Origin of the sequence: Metabacillus kandeliae (assembly GCF_021166585.1) — a bacterium.
Lineage (GTDB): Bacteria > Bacillota > Bacilli > Bacillales > Bacillaceae > Metabacillus_B > Metabacillus_B kandeliae.
Genome location: NZ_JAJOZE010000012.1, coordinates 1 through 19,209, shown reverse-complemented (window position 1 = coordinate 19,209; position 19,209 = coordinate 1). Strand labels below are relative to the sequence as shown.

Genomic DNA, 19,209 nt, shown 5'->3' with positions numbered 1-19,209 from the left:
AACGAAGGATGGTGCTGTAAGATGAGAGAAGCGAGAATGGAAAAAGTGAAAAATTGGCTGAGCGAAAAAAATATCGATGCTGCTTTTATTCATTCAACTGAAAATGTGTTTTATCTGACCGGATTTTATACAGATCCGCATGAAAGACTGATGGGGCTCTTTGTTTTTAAAGAAGGTGAACCTTTCTTCATCTGCCCTGGAATGGAAACAGGACAAGCCAGAGAAGCTGGTTGGAACGGAGAATTGATCGGTTACGGAGATCATGAAGATCCTTTCCAATACATAAAAAATGCAGCAGACAAAAGAATTGGCGGAAAGGCAGCAAAGCTTGCAGCTGAAAGTGAATTGCTTTCTTATTCAAGAGCTGAGCAGCTGATAAAAACCGTTCAATCAGAGGGATTGCATCCAATTGAAGAACTGCTGAACGAAATTCGGCTGGTCAAAGATGAAAAGGAAATTGAAATTCTTGAAAAAGCAGCAGAGCTGGCCGATTTCGGTGTGCAGGCTGGAGTCAATGCTTTAAAAGAAGGCGTAACCGAAATGGATGTTCTTGCGGAGATTGAATATCAGCTGAAGCGAAAAGGCGTCAGCCAAATGTCCTTTTCAACAATGGTTTTGTTCGGCAAGAAATCAGGACAGCCTCATGGCAACCCAGGGCTTGATACCCTGAAAAAGGGAGACTTGGTTTTATTTGACTTAGGTGTTGTATTGGATGGCTATTGCTCTGATATTACCCGAACCGTTGCCTTTCAAAGTGCTGATGAAAAGCAGAAAGAGATTTATCAAACATGCTTAGAGGCGAATTTAGCCGCATTGGAAGCATCAAAACCAGGTACAAGAATTGGTGATTTGGATCTGGCAGCAAGAAAAGTAATAGAAGATGCAGGCTATGGAGAGAATTTCCCGCACCGTCTTGGGCATGGTCTTGGCATCAGTGTTCATGAGTACCCTTCAATGGCCTATACAAACAATGGGGTTCTAAAGGAAGGCATGGTTTATACAGTTGAACCGGGAATCTATGTACCGGAAATCGGCGGAGTTCGAATTGAAGATGATGTACTCGTCACAAAAGACGGATGCAGAACGTTAACGAAATTTCCAAAAGAACTTCAAATCATTGAATAAAAAAAACCCGGCTGCTTTCTGCCGGGTTTTCTGCAGTATGAATGTCATGCAGCAGGGAAAGGAGCAGGCTTGAGGGCAGGCTTTCCAATGTAATATCCCTGTCCAAGGGAAATACCGAATGCACGAAGAAAATCATATTCCATTTTTGTTTCAATTCCTTCGGCAAGCACTGTAATGCCGAGACTGTCCGAGAGAGCAGCCACTTTTTTTATAAAGTTTTGTTTCTCATTGCTTGCATCACAGCCATCAATATAATGGCGGTCTATTTTGACAAAATCAGGCCGCAGATCCTTCAGCACTTCAGGTGTTGAAAACCCTGCGCCAAGATCATCAAGGGCGACCTTCATTCCATTCTTCCGGTAGGTGTCCAGTATTCTTTTCAAATGATCAATATCCGCAATTTTTTCTGTTTCCACAACTTCAAATACGAGATCATCAGGCGAAATGCCATACTTTTCGACAAGGTGAAAGGTGTGCCTTAAACAGTAATCAGGATTGTAGATGGTAGAAGGCAAGAAGTTAATAAATACTTTTTTTCCATCTTCAATTCTCTCTTTTTTAGCTATAATAGCCTGTTCTCGTGCTCTTTTATCCAAAAAGGAGTGAGTGTGCGTCTGTTGGGCGATTGTAAATAATTCGCCTGGAGATATTCCTCCGCCAGTCCTAAGCAGTGATTCATACCCAAAGATTTCTTCATTTTGCAGAGAAATGATCGGCTGCAGATAACTGACCAGATCCCCGTGCAGGATAACATCTACCGTATCTTTATGAATGACCTGGCTGTAAATGGTTTGAAGAGGAAGAAGAGGCAGTGCTTTAAGGTCTGCTTCCCGTCCGCCGAGGGCAGCATCATATGGTGCAAGATTTATTTCACTGTCAAGCTGAGATAAAGTTTTTTTCAGCTCTGATCTGGTCCCATACTTTTTTGTAAAGTAACCGGGTATATGAGCGGAAAAGCCGGAAGATGAAAAAACTCCTTTTGTTTCCTCCCCTTTTATGGCCAGTATTCCTTCCTCTCCCGTTCGTGCCGGCTGAAAACACATGTGGCATTGCTCCATTTTTTTTTCTCCTTTCGTCAGTTGCTATACCAATTCTACCAAAAATAGTTCTAATGTACTGGTTTTTTCGCATAAAAAATAAGGCCTTTTTTTAGGCCTCATTTTTGATATCTATTGAAAGCATTTTTTTATGTAAATTGAATGGCTGAAACCATTCAGCTGGGAAGTATGTTTCCCATCATGATGCCTTTTGCTCCTGCTAAACACTTAAACAGTATAAGCCCTTCCTCTCTTATACCCTTGCGGCTCCAAGACCGCGCCAGATGAATAAGTTAAGGCATCCTTAACGCTTCTGGTAGTTTTATTCCCCGATTTTTCTTGAGTAAAACTACTTAGAGCACAGTAGAACAAATATATTTTTTAAACCTTTTAACTAGTGGCTTTTTTTCGGTTCATCCACCATTCTGTTATTTTTAAAATGAAAAATCCTAAAGCAAATCCAGGAAGAAGCATCAGCATGGGGAAAAATACCGGCCCAGGCTGTACGCCGAAAAAGACTGCTTTAGAAGCAAAGATCAATCCTAGCGTGACGAAGTAGGCACCAAAGGCAAACGGAATAAAAATAAGCTTTCTTGAGGGTCCCTGTCCGAATTTATAGGCATCATATACAGCAAACATATAAATACAAGGGTAAAACAGCAGCCATTGAAGGTTCAGCACTTGCCCGGCACCCTCGATGTTTCCTTGAAAACTTTCAATGATGCCAAGGTTGAAATTGGACTTTACGTTAATCAATATTTCTAAAAAAATAAAAACAAGGCCCTTTACCAGGTGGCCGTTCAGAATTTGGCCAAAGCCCGGAAGTGCAATGCTCCATAATACTGCTTCCGTTTTAGTCGTTTTTGTCATTTGATTACCCTGCTTTGCCATTTAGAGTAAGCGCTAAATCCGCTTTATTTCCACACAGGAAAGTAACAATTAGTGTAACCAAAGGGTAAAGGTTCATACTGTAAAGGAAGAAGATGGAGAATTATAGGTTAAATGTATTATTTTTCCTTGAAAAAACAAAAAGGATAAGATACTTTAGACTTATAAGCCGAAAAAGGCTATTTTACATGAACAGGAGCTTATGGCTATGAGATACAACCGGTATGAACCCTTTCGCTATGAGTTTGCCCGGCCGCTTGATATGACGTTTCGAATCATTGAAATGAATGGCAAAGCCGTGCAGACAAAAGAGGGGAAAGCAAGACTTGCTGATATTAGCCCCACAGGCCTCAAAATGGTTTCTTCCCTTGATTTGCCTGTTGAACACAATACTTTAACAGGTGAAATGATTGTCACGATCACGAATGAGCCAATAACATTGCATGGTCAATTTCTTTGGAAGAAAAAGTTTTTCCGGGAGTTTGTTTATGGTGCCAAGCTCGAGAAAAATGAAGCTGCTTCAGAAAAAATCATTAAAGAACTAAAAAATCATGCAAGCATGAGCATGAAGTAAAACGCATTTAAATCCCCTCGAGGGATTTTTTTATTGATGAAATGAAATAAATAGAAAAAAGTTTATATATGATGCTCCTTTTTTGCCTCCTTTTCTTTAAGTAATAAGTGAAAGGAGGTGATGAACAGATGGCTGAAACAATTTTAAAAGAAACACAGCTTCGCCTGGTTTTTGACATGGGTCTTAACGAGAAAGGAAAACAGGTTTTCAAATTCAAAAATTACAACAATGTGAAAACAACATCAACACCAGATCAGCTTCTTAATGCCGCACAGGCACTGGCAAATCTGCAAACAAACATTCTTTTTGGAGCGGAGCGCAATGACAGCAACATGCTTCAAGGGTAACAAAATAAAAAAACGGGAAAGGAGGCTGAAAATAGATGGCTAAAACAATTGAACTTCAATTCTCTAACATGGAAGGAAAAAGCGTCAGTATTTCCGTTGAGTCACCGAAAGAAGGGCTAACACAAAGTGAAATTTCTGCTGCAATGGATACGATTCTTGCTTCAAATGTTTTCACATCTGCCGGCGGGGAGCTTATTGGCAAGAAGGGCGCCCGGATTGTGGAAAGAAATGTAACAGAGCTTGAGCTGAAGTAAAAGCAGAAGCCGGCCCTTCAATGGGCTGGCTTTTCCTAAAAACAACAGAAAGGAGATGCCAAATGGACCAGTGGCTGCAGATCGTAGGCGATGTCGGCTTTCCAATCCTTGTAACCTTTTATTTGCTGAACAGGGTGGAAGGAAAATTGGATGTTTTGATTCAATCGATTCAAATGCTGCCTTCTGAGCTGAAAGAGCTGAGAGGATAAGAAAAGCGCAAGCCTTTTGCTGGTGCGCTAAGCTTAACAAAATAGGCCTGGTATCTTGGCAGATACCAGGCCTTGCTGTATTACTGGCTCATTTTCGCTCGTTCCTTTTTCACTTGCTTGAAAAAGAACAGTTCATATACAACCGGAACAATGATTAAGGTCAGCAGGGTTGATGAGGTAAGACCTCCAATAACTGTGATGGCAAGCCCCTTTGAAATCAATGTACCTGATGAAGTAGTAAAAGCCAGCGGGATTAAGGCAGCAATTGTAGCAAAGGCTGTCATCAAAATTGGGCGCAATCTTGTTTTGCCCGCTTCGATAAGAGACTCTCTGATGGACAGCTGCTTTATTTCCCTGTTTTGGCCGATTCTGTCCACCAAAACGATGGCATTCGTCGTAACGATTCCGATAAGCATCAATAGCCCGATCATCACACTGACGCTCAGCGGCTCTCTTGAAATGGACAAGCCCAGAAGCGAGCCGATCGGCACGAAGATTAGGGAAGTCAGAATAATAAATGGAATTCGTGCTTTTCCAAAAGTAATCAGCATGGTGATGTAAACAAGACCGATTGCTACGAGCATCGCAAGACCAAGCTGCTGGAAGGTCTGCACCGTTTCATCACTTCCGCCGCCGCCTTCAAAGGATACACCTTCAGGCAGATCCACATTCTGCTTTACGCCGTTTATTACATCTGCTGAAACCTTCTGTATATTATCAGAATTAATTTGAGCTGAAACTTGAGCATAAACTTTTTCGTCAAGCCTTTGAATAGAGGTGAAGGAGTCCTCCTCTTTTATATCAGCCACTTGAGAAAGCTTGATTGGCCCTTGCTTGCTGTAAATTACAGCATCTTTAAGTTCGTCTGCATCGGCAAGGTTTTTGTTGTATTTAAGCTCAACACTTTTCTCCGAGCCGCTCAGCTTTAATTCCCCGGCATCTACCGGTTTCGTCTGATCTGAAACTGTTCCAAGGATCTGATAGCCTGATACCCCGAATTTATCCGCCTGATCTGTTTTTATGTTCACCGCAAGCTGCTTTTGCTTATCAGCAAAATTGTTGGTGACGTATTTCAGCTGGCCGTTTTTCTTCATGTAATCTTCCACTTTTTTGGCGCCTTCTGATAAAGCAGCAAGATCATTGGAATAAAGGTTAATATCTACATTATTGTTGGACGGAGGACCGCTAGTCTGGTTTTCCTGAACGCCGAGCTTAGAGCCCGGAGCTTCAGAGTCTGCAATGCTTTCCATTTTTTTCTGCAGCTTTTCAATATAGGACGTCGTATCCGTCCCATCTTTTAAATTAATAAAATAGCTTGCCTTGTTTTCTTTTTTAATGCCTGTCTGGAAGTCTCTGCTTCCGACTCCTGCAGTCACTTCCTTGATCGCATCCTCTTTATCAAACATCTGCTCCAGCTTCAGGGAAACATCGTTTGTTTTCGCAATCGAGGTGCTGGAAGGCAATTCAATGCTTGCGACAAGCGTTTTTTGCTGTTCATTCGGAATAAAAGTAAAGCCCAGTCCGCTGACAAAGAATCCTGAACCGAATAACAGAACAACGGAGATAAGAAGCACGATAATTTTATGATTCAGAGACCATTCAATCACACCGGAATAAAATCTTTGAAGCGCACCTTCTTTCTCTTCCTTTGGCACCTTCTTGAAAGAAAATCTGGCCAGTATCGGCACAATGGTAATCGAAACAAGAAGTGAAGTGATCAAGGAAAATACGATCGTTAAAGCAAACGGAAGGAAAAATTCCCCTGTAATGCCGCCGACAAAGCCAAGCGGCAGGAATACTACGACTGTTGTAATAGTAGAAGATGTAATAGCTTTTAGTATTTCTTTGGTTGAGTCCTGGACAAGCTCATTGGATATGACCCCGCTCGATTTGCGGACGCGCCTGAACACGTTTTCGATCACGACGATACTGTCATCCACAACCCGGCCTACAGCAACAGCCATGCCTCCAAGCGTCATGATATTAAGCGAAATATCAAGCTGCTTTAAAAAGATGGAGGAGACTAAGAGTGATAGAGGAATAGAGATAATGGCAATGATAGTTGCCCTTATGTTCCTCAAAAAGATCAGAACAGCAAGTGAAGCAAACAGAGCGCCGAGCAAGCCTTCCCTGACGAGGGATTCTACAGACTGTTTTATGCCTTCAGCTGAATCATAGCCAATGCTGTAGCTCATTTTATCATCATATTTTTTCAAAGTGCTGAGGACCTTTTCTGCAACTTCCACAGTATTGGCATCCTGCTTTTTAGTAACAGCCATCGATAATGAATCTTTTAAATTGTATCGGGTAAACTCTTGTTTCTCCGTTACATTTTCAATTTTTGCAATATCCTTCAGTTTAACAGGGCTCGGTGCAGGCTGCTGCTGTGCACCGCCTGATGGAGCAGCTGAAGAGCTGCCGGCTTGAGGACTTCCCTGCTGTGCCGCCTGGCCTCCGCCTGGTGCACCGCCTGCTGTGCCTGCTTGAGGACCGCCCTGCTGCTGCCCTTGAGATCCGGGCTGTGCGGAAGCTCCGCCAGCACTTCCTGAAGCAGGCTGTCCGGAAGAGATTTGAAGATTTTCGAGTTCCTTTATGCTATCCAGTCCTTCTTGAACGCGGATTGGAATGTCTGTATCATTTTGACTTAAGGTTCCAGCAGGAAAGGATAAGTACTTGCCGGTGATGGTGTCTTTAATTTGTGAAAGGGACAGCCCTGCTTTTGCTGCCTTGTCTTTATCAACCGTTATTCGGACGGCTTGTTCCTTAAGCCCTCCGACAGATACGCTGTTGATTCCGGGAATTTTGTTTAATTCTGGAATCACTTCATCATTCAGAAGCTTTTCTATGTTCTCATCATTTTTGGAAAACAGTGAGATGTTGAAAATCGGGAAGGTACCGAATGAAAAACGGTTAACATTCGTTTGGGCAGTATCTGGGAGGCCTGCATCTTTCGTTAAAGTGTTGATTTGATTTTCCACATCATCCATGTTGGTGTTAAAAGGAAATTCCAGGTTAATGATACCGGCGCTCTCAAATGAAGTGCTCGACACCTGCTTAATGCCTTCAATGGTCTTGAATTTTTCCTCAAGCTTAGAAGTGACTTGTTCTTCAACATCTGAGGGAGAGGCACCTGGGTAGACGGCCTCCACTGATATTTGAGGAAATTCAATGTTCGGCAGCAAATCAACCTTTAGCTGCGAAAAAGAATAAAGGCCGCCAAGAATTAAAAGAAAAGCGATAATAAATACAGCTACTGCGTTTTTTAAGCTGAATCTTGTTAAAAAACTCATATGTTCACCTCTCCTGAAAGTTATACAAAACTTATACAAACATAACTATACCGTGTTTAGGTGAAAAAATCATCAGCGGATATGCAGGAATGTGAAGAAAATGCTACAGTTTTTATAACGCGATAAAAGGAGCGGACGAAAATGGCTAACATTCGGGAAATTGCAAAAGCATCTGGAGTGTCACAGGCGACTGTATCAAGAGTTCTGAATGGGTATCAGTATGTACGGGCGGAAAAAAGGGAAAGCGTATTAAAAGCAATGGAAACGCTCGGATATTCGAGGAATTTAAATGCGGTTAACTTGTCACAGGGAAAAACAGATATGGTCGGTGTGGTTCTGCCTGCAATTAATCATCCGTATTTTGGGGCAATGGTTGAGGGGATTGCAGAAGAAGCAATCAAAAAACAGGTCCAGCTTGTTCTGTTTCAAAGCAGCTATGAGGAAAAGAAAGAATTGGAGGCCCTAAGCCTTCTTCAGGGGCGGAAGCTTGATGGAATTATTTTTTGTTCAAGGGCGGCAGGCGACCAGGCGCTAATTAAGCACAAGTCGTCCGGCCCGATTGTGCTCGGAGAAGATTCTGACTTAGAATTTTTTTCGTCCGTCAGTATTTCTCATGAAGCGGCATTTCAATCAGGTCTGCAATATCTCATGGCAAATGGGCATACGGATATTGCCGTCTGTCTGAGCAGAAAAGAAGGCATTAACAGCCTAAAAAGAATAAAGGCCTATAAAGAACAGCTTGGAAACAGAGCAAGGCAGGAATGGATTTTTGAGGGCTGCCTTAAGCTTGAAGACGGAATGAAGGTAATAGGGCAATACAGAAATTTAAAGAAAAAGCCCTCAGCTTTTCTTGTTACAAATGACCAGGCTGCAGCAGGCATCATGCTTGCCGCTAAAAAGGAAAACATCCGCATTCCGGAAGATTTGTCACTGCTGAGCTTCGACAATCAGCCTATTTCAGGAATTTTTGGATTAAGTACAATTGACATTCCGGTAAAAGAAATGGGGAGGCAGCTCCTCGCAGCTCTTTTGGCCAAAAGGGAGGTCCCTGGTTCTTCTGAACGCAAGCTTGTTTTGCCGCACAGTATTGTAGAGCGGAAAACTGTGAAGAAAATTACTTAAGAAGCGGGGTGATTGTGCCTCCGCACACCGCCTGCAGAAAGGATACTGTCCAATAGAAAGCTTCTTATCTGCTTTTTATGAAGACAGCAGGCGATTACATGGTCTTCTTCTATACGTTTTACAATAATCCGGCGCTGAGAAATCAGGCCGTTTTTTGATTGATAAATAATTTCTGCAGGTATTTGCTTTTCCAGACTTTGTTTCAGCCAATAATTCATGCTGGAAGCTCCTTTCCAAATGATATTCTTATTATATACGAACAAATGTACGATATACTATGAATATGGTATAAAAAAGTGACCGTTAATAATTGGAAAGGAGAAGTACTATGTATCGGATCATGCTGACCTATCAGGAGCGTGGAATTCTGCATGTTAAAGTCATGGACTTTCACAATAGCAGAATCGTTGATTTTACACTGGATGAATTGGAGAGGGAGGAACTTGATCAGGAATTGAAGCAGTATATAACATCAAATGCAGAAAGCATCCATGAGGGTAAATGGGAATATAAAAAGCGCTGAGCAAAGAAGGAAAACAATGGGTTTAGTCGAATACATAAAAGAAAGACGCCAGCAGCAGGAGATAGGAAAACAATTGCCCGCATACACTAAATTGAAGGGGTGAGCGGTATGGCAGAGTACGAGAGAATCAGTGAAATAAAAAGTATTTCAGAGGATATTATGAGAACTTTGCTTCAGGACGGATTTCAAGAAGACAGCAAAAAACTGAAAGAAGCAGTCGAGCTGCTGTCAAGGACCGTATATGACCTGTCTACAGTATGCATGAACAGAGAGAGCAATCACGAAGAGACGCTGAAAGGGACCCTTGCCAAAGTGAAAATTTCATACAATGCCGTATCAAAGCCGCAAGCAAATTCAATTATATAAGAAAAGCGGAAGCCGCTCGTTCAGCCCCGACAAGCGCTGGAGCAAAAATCCAGAAAGTCCGGTTTTGACTTTTTGGATTTTTGTGAAGCGACTCGAGGGGCTAGCGGCTGGAGCTGGACAATGAAGAAAAGCGGAAGCCGCTCGTTCAGCCCCGACAAGCGCTGGAGCAAAAATCCAGAAAGTCCGGTTTTGACTTTTTGGATTTTTGTGAAGCGACTCGAGGGGCTAGCGGCTGGAGCTGGACAACGAAGAAAAGCGGAAGCGCCTTGATCAGCCCCGACAAGCATAAGACGGGCAGCCGGAGAAAGGCGTTTTTTCCTTTCTCTGGATGACCGGCTTATGACCTCTAGGGGCTAGCGGCCGCAAATTTTAATAAAATTAAAAAAGAACACGACGATACTGTGTTCTTTTTATTTTGCCTGAAGCAATAAATTTTTTTAAAGCAAAAACCAAACGTATGTTCTTGCGTGAGGGAAATTATGTTATAATGGACATGCAGACTTATATCCTGACTGCCTGTGGATCCCCTTCTGAAAGGGGGTGAGCTAGTTGTCCGTATATGAAAGCCTTGTTGTCATGCTGACGTTCTCGTCACTGGTGATTGCTATTCTTTCATTTCACAAAAAGAAATAGCCTTCTCAGTAGCAGAGAAGGCTGCAGAATTAGTTAATCTCAGGATATAAACTGTGTAGGCAGGCTTGTTTAGATGTGGCAGCATCTAGACAGGCTTTATAGTACTTTCATGAAAATTATAGCACATAATTCCCTATTTTCACACGGAGATTTCTAGGTCTTTTGGACATTTGTCTGCTGGATTTCCTGCCTGCTTATTTTTTGCTGTTTCAAATAGGCTTCTGCTATTCTTTAGGAGAGGTGATGAAAAAAATGGAAAGTATTCGTGCAGGACTGGTTGGGTACGGAATGTCTGGACAAACTTTTCATGCCCCATTCCTTTTTTCGTCTGATAAAATTCAGCTGGAAAAGGTTGTGGAAAGGCACAGCAGAAAAGCCGAGGAGAGGTACCCTGAGGTTAAAACAGTTAAATCACTTGATGAATTGCTGGCAGATGAAAGCATTCAGCTCGTTGTCATTACCACACCGAATGAACAGCATGAACCAATGATCCGCAATTCACTTGAAGCAGGAAAGCACGTAGTTGTGGAAAAGCCTTTTACCGTAACTTCAAAGGATGGCTTTGAGCTGTCCGCTCTGGCAAAGGAAAAAGATCTTGTACTCAGTGTTTATCATAACAGGCGCTGGGATGGAGATTTTTTGACAGTCAAAAAGCTGATTGAATCAGGTGCACTCGGAGATGTGGTTTCTTATGAAGCTCATTTTGACAGGTTCCGTCCTGATCCAAAGAGAAACGCATGGCGGGAACAGGACAGGCCAGGGTCAGGCATTCTCTACGATCTCGGCTCTCATTTAATAGACCAGGCAGCTGTTCTTTTTGGCATTCCTATAGCTGTAACGGCAGAATCAGGCAACCAGCGTAAAGTTTCAGAAGCTGATGATTACTTTGATATCCGTTTTCACTACGAAAATATGACAGCTGTACTGAGGGCAAGCATGCTTGTCAAAGAACAGGGTCCGCATTTTCAAATACACGGCACAAAAGGCTCTTTTATTAAATACGGCATGGATCCTCAGGAAAATGCATTAAAAGAAGGTGCAATACCAGGTGATAAAGGGTTCGGAGAAGATCCGGAACATCAATGGGGAACTTTGAACACAGATCATGGCGGCTTGAATATGAGAGGCAAAGTACAAACACTAAAAGGAAACTACACCGCCTTTTATGAGGACATCTGCCAGGCGATATTGGAGCATAGAAGTCCTCGTGTCACAGCTGAACAGGCAGCTTGGACCATACGGCTGATTGAAGCAGCAAAGCAAAGTGCTGAAGAAGGAAGAAAAATAGAGCTGTAGCACCGCGTGCCGCCGGCAGGGACATGCCGGCGGCATTTCCAGGAAAATGATGAAAAAACCTAAAAATTGGACATAATCTCCTTAAGCCGCCCTTGTTCAATGTTTGCCCCGCAATCCTCACCCCCCTTTCCCTTCATTTCCTCCACACTTAGAATTTTCTGAAAAAATAGGATGTTGACGATTGCGTAAAACATTTGTACTATATGGAGGGTCGGAGCTTGTAAAGGAGCTGGGAAGATCGTGGGAGACCTTTTTACTGTTAAAAAGGCTTTAAATAATAATGTTTTAATCGCGGAGCACGAGCAGTACGGCGAGGCAGTGCTTATCGGAAAAGGGATCGGGTTTGGGAAGAGTAAGGGAGATCATCTTTCCCAAGATGCTTATGAAAAGATGTTCGTACTGAAGAATGAAAAGGAGCAGGAGCAGTATATGAAGCTGCTGCCGCATATTGATGAAGATTTTATCGGTTTAATGAACGATATCATTCACTTTATCTCTTCAGAGATGAATCTTCCTCTAAACGAACATATTCATATTGGACTTACAGATCACCTGGCCTTTGCCTTGAACAGGCAAAAGCAGGGGATAGAAGTTAAAAATCCCTTTTTAAACGAGACAAAATCTCTTTATCCGAAAGAATTTGCGATCGCCAAGGAAGTAGTGGAAATGATTGAAGACAGATTTCTGATCCGTCTCCCTGCAGGAGAGGTTGGTTTTATTGCCCTCCATATTCATGGAGCGGCGACTAATAAGCCGCTGTCTGAAATTAATCAGTACTCCCAGCTGATTGCAAGGCTCACAAACGTGATTGAAGATTCAATGAAAATTGATATTGATACAGACAGCGTTGATTATATGAGGCTGATCAGACATATTCGCTATACGATTGACAGAGTCAACGCAGGCGAAAAACTGATGGAACCTGAAAAAATCACAAATTTGTTGAAAAATGAATATCCGTTATGCTATACTACTGCATGGAAACTAGTTAAAGTCATGCAGCAGGCATTGAAAAAACCTGTTTATGAAGCAGAAGCTGTTTACTTAACAATGCATTTATACCGTTTATCCAATAAAATATATTAGTTTACAGCCGTAAACGTGTTACTGATTCGATCAGGCATGAGTGTACAGGGTTGTGAGCAGTTTGAGTTTAAAGGATTTTCCTTCAAGCCCATTTTCTGCCACCCTCGTGACATTCATGCCTTTTTTGCGTCCTGCGAACAAAATGTAAACGTTTGATTTTTGAGAAAACGGTTTCATAAATAGCTTGGTTTTTTTGGCTCATGCATGTACAAAATATTCCCAAGGAGGGTCACGCTATGTTTAAAAACGCATTTGGCGTCCTGCAGCGAATTGGACGCGCTTTAATGCTTCCGGTAGCGATTCTGCCGGCAGCAGGTATTCTTTTGGCTTTCGGTAATGCACTTCAAAATCCGCAGCTGACGGCTAAAATTCCTGCATTAACAAATGGAACATTCACAATGATTGCAAAAGTCATGGAATCTTCCGGTGATATTGTATTCTCGAACTTGCCGCTGCTCTTTGCAGCAGGGGTAGCCATTGGACTTGCCGGTGATGGTGTTGCGGCAATCGCTGCTATTATTGGTTATTTGATTATGAATGTTACGATGAGTGCTGTATTAACATCCAGCGGAAAAATTCCTGCCGATGCAGTTGAACAGGCGAAATTTTTCCAGGCGGGTCACCCTGAATACATTCGCATGCTCGGTATACCAACGCTTGCGACAGGGGTATTCGGCGGGATCATTATCGGTGTTCTTGCCGCCTTTTTGTTCAACAAGTTTTATAAAATTGAACTGCCTCAATATTTGGGCTTCTTTGCAGGGAAACGTTTTGTACCGATTGTAACAGCTATTTCTTCCCTTATTCTTGGATTGCTCATGCTTGTTGTATGGCCGCCTATTCAAGGAGGACTTAACTCTTTCTCAAACGGCCTCCTGGCTTCGAATCCAACGCTTGCCGCATTGATTTTCGGTATTATTGAACGATCATTGATTCCATTCGGATTGCATCACATTTTCTATGCTCCTTTCTGGTTTGAATTCGGGCAATACACAAGTAAAGCTGGCGAATTAATCCGCGGTGACCAGCATATCTTTATGGCTCAGGTAAAAGATGGTGTTCCGCTTACTGCCGGAACATTTATGACTGGTAAATTCCCATTCATGATGTTCGGTCTTCCTGCTGCCGCTCTTGCGATTTACCATGAAGCACGCCCTGAAAATAAGAAATATGTAGCAGGTATTATGGGTTCTGCTGCCTTGACGTCTTTCCTGACAGGTATTACGGAACCGCTTGAATTCAGTTTCTTGTTTGTAGCACCAGTTCTTTTCGGAATCCATGCCGTTTTTGCAGGTCTTTCTTTCATGACCATGCAGCTGTTAAATGTAAAAATCGGCATGACCTTCTCAGGCGGTGTGATCGACTACATCCTGTTCGGTATTCTTCCTAACAGAACAGCCTGGTGGCTTGTTATACCTGTAGGCCTTGTGCTTGCTATTATCTACTATTTCGGTTTCCGATTCGCGATACGCAAATTCAACCTGAAAACTCCAGGACGTGAAGATGCAGAAGTGGAAACGGCAGATACTAAGAATACAGCTCAATTTGCAGGGGACCTTCCGTACAACGTACTTGAAGCTTTAGGCGGATCAGAGAATATTACAAACCTTGATGCATGTATTACACGTCTTCGCGTCTCTGTGAGCGATCCGAAGAACGTTGATAAAAATCGTTTGAAAAAGCTCGGAGCTTCTGGTGTTCTTGAGGTTGGGAACAATATTCAGGCGATTTTCGGTCCTAAATCAGATAACCTTAAAACGCAGATTGCTGATGTAATGTCTGGGAAAACTCCTCGTCCGCTTCCTGTTCATGATCCAAAAGAAGATGTCCAGGAACAGGTGGAAGAGGTTATTCCGGGAGCTCTCCAAAACGACTTGGCAGCAGATGATTTTGTATCGCCGGTCACAGGAGAAATTCACCCGATCACAGATGTTCCTGACCAGGTGTTTGCAGGAAAAATGATGGGAGATGGCTTTGCCGTCCTTCCTTCAAGCGGAACGATTAAATCTCCAGTAAACGGGAAAGTATTAAACATCTTCCCGACAAAGCATGCTCTCGGAATTCTTTCTGAAAATGGAAGAGAAATTTTGATTCATGTAGGCATTGACACGGTTAACTTGAAAGGCGAAGGATTCACTTCTTTTATTTCAGAAGGTGATACTGTGAAAAAAGGCCAAAAGCTTCTGGAAGTCGATTTGGATCTTGTCAAAGAAAAAGCGCCATCTATTATGACGCCGATTGTCTTTACAAACCTGAAAGAAGGCGAAGCTGTCAAAATCCTGGCATCAGGAAGCATTGCAGCTGAACAAAAAAATATCATTTCTATTGAAAAATAAACAGTTTAATACGCCTCACTTGTCAGAATGACGGTGAGGCTGATATGATTATTTATTGAGCAAGTAAAATGGATATTTAAAAAGGAGTAGGATAAATCATGGCTGAAAAAACATTCAAAGTAACTGCAGAAACAGGAATTCACGCTCGTCCGGCAACTGTACTTGTACAAACTGCGAGCCGATTTGATGCTGATGTAAACCTTGAATATAACGGTAAAACGGTTAACCTCAAATCAATCATGGGTGTTATGTCTCTTGGAATCGCAAAAGATTCCGATATTAAAATTACTGCCAACGGTTCTGATGAAGCAGAAGCTATTGCTGCGATCGAAGAAACAATGAAAAATGAGGGGCTTGGAGAATAATGTCCAAGCTTTCCGGAATTGGCGCCTCTGCCGGTATAGCAATAGCAAAAGCATACCGCCTGGAAGAACCGGTACTGACCGTTGAGAAGAAAGCAGCTGCTGATACAGCTGCTGAATCTGCACGGTTTGATGAGGCCATTGCCAAATCTAAAATCGAACTCGAGAAAATTAAGGAGCATGCACTGAAGGAGCTTGGCAAGGATAAAGCTGATATTTTTGCAGCACACCTTCTTGTTTTAAGTGATCCAGAGCTTTTGAATCCTGTAAAAGATAAGATTCAAAGTGAAAATGTGAACGCAGAGTTTGCCCTGAAGGAAACTTCTGATATGTTCGTCAGCATGTTCGAATCAATGGATAATGAATACATGAAAGAGCGCGCAGCGGATATCCGTGATGTAACGAAACGCGTCATTGCCCATCTTCTTGGAGTAGAGATTCCTAACCCAAGCATGATTTCCGAGGAAGTTGTCATTATTGCGGAAGACTTAACTCCTTCCGATACTGCCCAGCTTAATCGCCAATTTGTTAAAGGGTTTACAACAGACATTGGAGGACGGACTTCTCATTCAGCCATTATGGCGAGATCAATGGAAATTCCAGCTGTTGTAGGAACAAAGGAAGCCACTTCTTCTATTAAAAACGGTACACTTGTTATCGTTGACGGACTGGATGGAGACGTCATTATTGATCCTTCCAAGGAAACGATCGCAGCATATGTGGACAAGAAGGAAAAATACGATCTTCAAAAAGCAGAGTGGGCCAAGCTTGTAAATGAGCCTACTGTAACAAAGGACAGCCAGCATGTTGAACTGGCTGCCAATATCGGCACACCTAAAGATGTAAAAGGTGTTCTCGAAAACGGCGGTGAAGCAGTCGGTCTTTACCGTACGGAATTCCTTTATATGGGCCGCGACCAGCTGCCTACAGAAGAAGAGCAATTTGAAGCATATAAATCTGTTCTTTCTGATATGAAAGGTAAACCGGTTGTTGTCCGTACTCTTGACATCGGAGGAGATAAGGAACTTCCTTATCTAAAGCTTCCGAAAGAAATGAATCCTTTCCTCGGCTTCCGTGCGATCCGCCTTTGCCTTGAAGAGCAGGACATTTTCAGAACCCAGCTTCGTGCATTGCTTCGTGCCAGCACGTTCGGCAATCTGAAAATTATGTTCCCGATGATCGCAACGGTAGCTGAATTCCGTCAGGCGAAAGCGATTCTTCTTGAAGAAAAGCAAAAGCTGCAGGATTCAGGCGCCGAGGTTTCAGATAGTATTGAAATCGGGATTATGGTAGAGATTCCATCAACAGCAGTAATGGCAGATGTCTTTGCTAAAGAAGTGGATTTCTTCAGTATCGGCACGAATGACCTCATTCAATATACAATGGCTGCAGACCGTATGAATGAAAGGGTTTCTTACCTTTATCAGCCGTATAATCCGGCCATTCTGAGGTTGGTATCGCTAGTGATTGAGGCAGCGCATAAAGAAGGCAAATGGGCTGGAATGTGCGGGGAAATGGCAGGAGATCCTCTTGCGATCCCGCTGCTTCTTGGCCTCGGTCTGGATGAGTTCTCCATGAGTGCTACATCTATCCTGCCTGCCCGTTCTCAGCTTAAGCAATTGTCCAAAGAGGAAGCTGTTTCCTTCAAGGAAAAGGTCCTCAGCATGTCTACAACAGAAGAAGTTGTGTCATTCGTTAAAGAAACTTTTATGGTATAAACAGGAAAAAAGGGGGACTTGCCTGCAAGTCTCCCTTTTTTTATTGGCTTTTTTAACAGCAATTATTCCTGTGCATTTAAGGGAGCAATACGGTATGATAGTATGGAAAAGAAATCCAATCAAAGAGGTCAGTTATGAACAAGCAGCAGCTAATCATCAAACGGAATAAGCTATTTTTGCTCCTATTGTGGGCATGTTATGTCATGGACACAGGGGTACTGTTTTTCTTGTCCTTTGAAAGGTATGTCTATTACTGGGCTTCCTTTCTCATCCCTCTTCTTGTTCTAACAATCGCAATGAATAAAATTAAAAGGCCCATTTTAATGATGTACCTTCTTAGTTCTCTTATTTATGCGTATATCATCATGCTGAATGAAGCCTATCCAAGCCTTGTGAATTATGTTTTTCTGCTGCTTCCGCTTTTACTCGTTATGGTTTTTCAGGACAAATACATTTTAATTTATTGTGCTTCGGTTACAGCAGTGCTTCAGATTTACTATTTTGTCACGAAGTATGATGTGATGGCAGGCACCTTTGAACAAAGGGATTTATTTTATTACATATTATTAACGTTCATGGTCTTTATTCTTCTGTTTTTTTACTTGAGATTTATTAACAGGCTTTGGAATACTGCAAACAAACGGACAGCACAGGTTGTGGAAGAACTGAACTCTGCAAAAGCCCATTTCAGCCTTATTTTTAAGCAAAGCCAGGATGCTATTGCCATCTTGGATATTTCCTGCAGGGTATTGGCTGTAAACCCTGCCTTTGAAGAGCTTTATGGCTGGAAAGGAGCAGAGCTTGAAAAACAACCCTACCCTTTGAGAGGCAAAATGAACGGCAGCTATAAGGAATACTCCAGCCAGGTAGTGAACAGGACTGATATGAGCAAAGATGGCAAGCGGCTTGATGTAGAAGTAAGAATCTCCCCTATTTATGATGAGTCAGGCACGCTGATTGCTTACTCTGAGATGATTCGGGATGTAACTGACAAGCTTGAGCAGGAGCAGCTTCTTTTCCAGGCAGAAAAGCTGAAGGTAGCTGGTGAAATGGCTGCAGGAGTAGCCCATGAAATCCGCAATCCACTGACAGTGCTGCAGGGCTTCATCCAGATTATGAAGGAAAAAAATCCGGATGACGAGCTGATCAACAGCCTCATGCTATCAGAATTAAAAAGGGTAAACGATATAGTGAGTGAATTTTTAGTGCTCGCAAAGCCACAGGCTGTAAACTTTTCTTCTTTTTCCCTGAACACGGTGCTTGAAGAAACCATGCAGCTTTTTAACTCTGAAACATTATTGAAAAATATTTCTCTGCAGTACAAGCCTAATAAAGAACCGCTGGTTGTATACGGAGAACGAAATCAAATCAAGCAGGTGCTAATCAATCTGCTGAAAAATTCCTGTGATGCAATTTCTGCTAATGGTGAAATTCACGTAAGGGCTGTGCGGCACCTGCAGGATAAGATATTGCTCACTATTGCAGACAATGGATCTGGCATGGATGATGAAACGCTCAATAAAATCAGGTCTCCTTTTTTTACAACAAAAGAAAAAGGAACAGGACTGGGTCTTGTTATTACAGAGAAAATAATCAGCCAGCATGAAGGAACTCTTGCTTTTGAAAGCAGGATAGGGGAAGGGACAATGGTCTCCATTATCCTTCCGTATTTTAAAGGATAGATGAAATAAAAACGCTCCCTATTGGGCAAAATAAAGAAAAGGCAGTGCGGGACTGCTTTTTCATTTCAGGTCTATAGGAAGGTGAAGAAAATGCTTGAAAAGCAGCAGCTGAAAGACGGAGATAAAGTATTTGTTATTTATCGCAATCCCCATGCAGCAAACGTAGCAACAATTGAACAGGCCGAAATTGTCCCTCATCCGAAGGACAAAAGTGATCTTGCCCTTTTTATACATAATTCCTATCATCCCTTAACAGAGGATGACGCCATTTTTGCCTCATACCAGGATGCCGAGTATTTGTATAATGAATTATTTGATTATCAGCAATATGATTGAGAAGAGGCTGCCTGCAAGCCTCTTT

General features: G+C 42.4%; 20 protein-coding genes. 16 read left to right on the top strand and 4 right to left on the bottom strand.

Annotated elements, in window-relative coordinates; translation table 11 throughout:
• Positions 1-21 precede the first annotated feature (21 nt).
• Positions 22-1,125: a M24 family metallopeptidase gene (locus tag LRR81_RS17895; protein ID WP_231790769.1), complete on the top strand. Its 1,104-nt coding sequence runs from the start codon at positions 22-24 to the stop codon at positions 1,123-1,125.
• Between the two features lie 44 nt (positions 1,126-1,169).
• On the opposite strand, the gene LRR81_RS17890 is transcribed toward LRR81_RS17895, so the two are convergent.
• Both LRR81_RS17890 and LRR81_RS17885 read right to left on the bottom strand, forming a co-directional pair.
• The gene (locus LRR81_RS17890; protein ID WP_231790768.1) at positions 1,170-2,183 is read right to left on the bottom strand and encodes an EAL domain-containing protein; all 1,014 of its coding nucleotides are present in this window, start codon (positions 2,181-2,183) and stop codon (positions 1,170-1,172) included.
• Positions 2,184-2,552: 369 nt separating this feature from the next.
• On the bottom strand, positions 2,553-3,032 hold the full coding sequence (locus LRR81_RS17885; protein WP_231790767.1) for a hypothetical protein: 480 nt from the start codon (positions 3,030-3,032) through the stop codon (positions 2,553-2,555).
• A 226-nt stretch (positions 3,033-3,258) separates the two neighbouring features.
• Between LRR81_RS17885 and LRR81_RS17880 the strand changes: the two genes are divergently transcribed.
• The 4 genes from LRR81_RS17880 (at position 3,259) to LRR81_RS17865 (ending at position 4,434) form a co-directional block, all read left to right on the top strand.
• Positions 3,259-3,624, top strand: a complete 366-nt coding sequence (locus LRR81_RS17880) for a PilZ domain-containing protein (protein WP_231790766.1) — start codon at positions 3,259-3,261, stop codon at positions 3,622-3,624.
• Positions 3,625-3,752: 128 nt separating this feature from the next.
• The gene (locus LRR81_RS17875; RefSeq protein WP_231790765.1) at positions 3,753-3,971 is read left to right on the top strand and encodes a DUF1659 domain-containing protein; all 219 of its coding nucleotides are present in this window, start codon (positions 3,753-3,755) and stop codon (positions 3,969-3,971) included.
• A 35-nt stretch (positions 3,972-4,006) separates the two neighbouring features.
• Complete coding sequence (locus tag LRR81_RS17870) at positions 4,007-4,225, top strand: DUF2922 domain-containing protein (protein WP_231790764.1); 219 nt, start codon at positions 4,007-4,009, stop codon at positions 4,223-4,225.
• Positions 4,226-4,287: 62 nt separating this feature from the next.
• Complete coding sequence (locus tag LRR81_RS17865; RefSeq protein WP_231790763.1) at positions 4,288-4,434, top strand: YvrJ family protein; 147 nt, start codon at positions 4,288-4,290, stop codon at positions 4,432-4,434.
• 80 nt (positions 4,435-4,514) lie between these two features.
• On the opposite strand, the gene LRR81_RS17860 is transcribed toward LRR81_RS17865, so the two are convergent.
• Entirely contained in the window at positions 4,515-7,724 is a 3,210-nt protein-coding gene (locus LRR81_RS17860; RefSeq protein WP_231790762.1) for an efflux RND transporter permease subunit, read from the bottom strand.
• A 141-nt stretch (positions 7,725-7,865) separates the two neighbouring features.
• On the opposite strand from LRR81_RS17860, the gene LRR81_RS17855 reads away from it, so the two are divergent.
• Positions 7,866-8,846, top strand: coding sequence for a LacI family DNA-binding transcriptional regulator (locus LRR81_RS17855; protein WP_231790761.1), 981 nt, complete (start codon positions 7,866-7,868; stop codon positions 8,844-8,846).
• Here LRR81_RS17855 and LRR81_RS17850 read toward each other — a convergent pair.
• Positions 8,843-9,064 (bottom strand): hypothetical protein, encoded by a 222-nt coding sequence (locus tag LRR81_RS17850; protein WP_231790760.1) that lies wholly within the window; start codon positions 9,062-9,064, stop codon positions 8,843-8,845. The genes LRR81_RS17855 and LRR81_RS17850 overlap by 4 nt on opposite strands.
• Positions 9,065-9,174: 110 nt before the next feature.
• On the opposite strand from LRR81_RS17850, the gene LRR81_RS17845 reads away from it, so the two are divergent.
• The 10 genes from LRR81_RS17845 (at position 9,175) to LRR81_RS17805 (ending at position 19,184) form a co-directional block, all read left to right on the top strand.
• A complete protein-coding gene (locus tag LRR81_RS17845; RefSeq protein WP_231790759.1) occupies positions 9,175-9,369 on the top strand; it encodes a hypothetical protein in 195 nt (64 codons plus the stop codon).
• A 108-nt stretch (positions 9,370-9,477) separates the two neighbouring features.
• Positions 9,478-9,735, top strand: coding sequence for a hypothetical protein (locus LRR81_RS17840; protein WP_231790758.1), 258 nt, complete (start codon positions 9,478-9,480; stop codon positions 9,733-9,735).
• Between the two features lie 549 nt (positions 9,736-10,284).
• Positions 10,285-10,368, top strand: coding sequence for a putative holin-like toxin (locus LRR81_RS21455; protein WP_408631624.1), 84 nt, complete (start codon positions 10,285-10,287; stop codon positions 10,366-10,368).
• A gap of 252 nt (positions 10,369-10,620) precedes the next feature.
• Positions 10,621-11,664, top strand: a complete 1,044-nt coding sequence (locus tag LRR81_RS17835; protein ID WP_231790757.1) for an oxidoreductase — start codon at positions 10,621-10,623, stop codon at positions 11,662-11,664.
• Between the two features lie 240 nt (positions 11,665-11,904).
• A complete protein-coding gene (gene glcT / locus LRR81_RS17830; RefSeq protein ID WP_231790756.1) occupies positions 11,905-12,750 on the top strand; it encodes a glucose PTS transporter transcription antiterminator GlcT in 846 nt (281 codons plus the stop codon).
• Positions 12,751-12,986: 236 nt separating this feature from the next.
• Positions 12,987-15,086 carry a glucose-specific PTS transporter subunit IIBC gene (ptsG, locus tag LRR81_RS17825; protein ID WP_231790755.1) on the top strand — a complete coding sequence of 700 codons (2,100 nt, stop codon included), beginning with the start codon at positions 12,987-12,989 and terminating at the stop codon, positions 15,084-15,086.
• A gap of 98 nt (positions 15,087-15,184) precedes the next feature.
• Positions 15,185-15,451, top strand: a complete 267-nt coding sequence (locus tag LRR81_RS17820) for a phosphocarrier protein HPr (protein WP_231790754.1) — start codon at positions 15,185-15,187, stop codon at positions 15,449-15,451.
• Positions 15,451-17,166, top strand: coding sequence for a phosphoenolpyruvate--protein phosphotransferase (gene ptsP / locus LRR81_RS17815; RefSeq protein ID WP_231790753.1), 1,716 nt, complete (start codon positions 15,451-15,453; stop codon positions 17,164-17,166). The genes LRR81_RS17820 and ptsP overlap by 1 nt, the downstream gene beginning before the upstream one ends.
• A 134-nt stretch (positions 17,167-17,300) precedes the next feature.
• Entirely contained in the window at positions 17,301-18,848 is a 1,548-nt protein-coding gene (locus LRR81_RS17810) for a two-component system sensor histidine kinase NtrB (protein ID WP_231790752.1), read from the top strand.
• Positions 18,849-18,938: 90 nt separating this feature from the next.
• Entirely contained in the window at positions 18,939-19,184 is a 246-nt protein-coding gene (locus LRR81_RS17805; RefSeq protein ID WP_231790751.1) for a transcriptional regulator SplA domain-containing protein, read from the top strand.
• Positions 19,185-19,209: the final 25 nt, after the last annotated feature.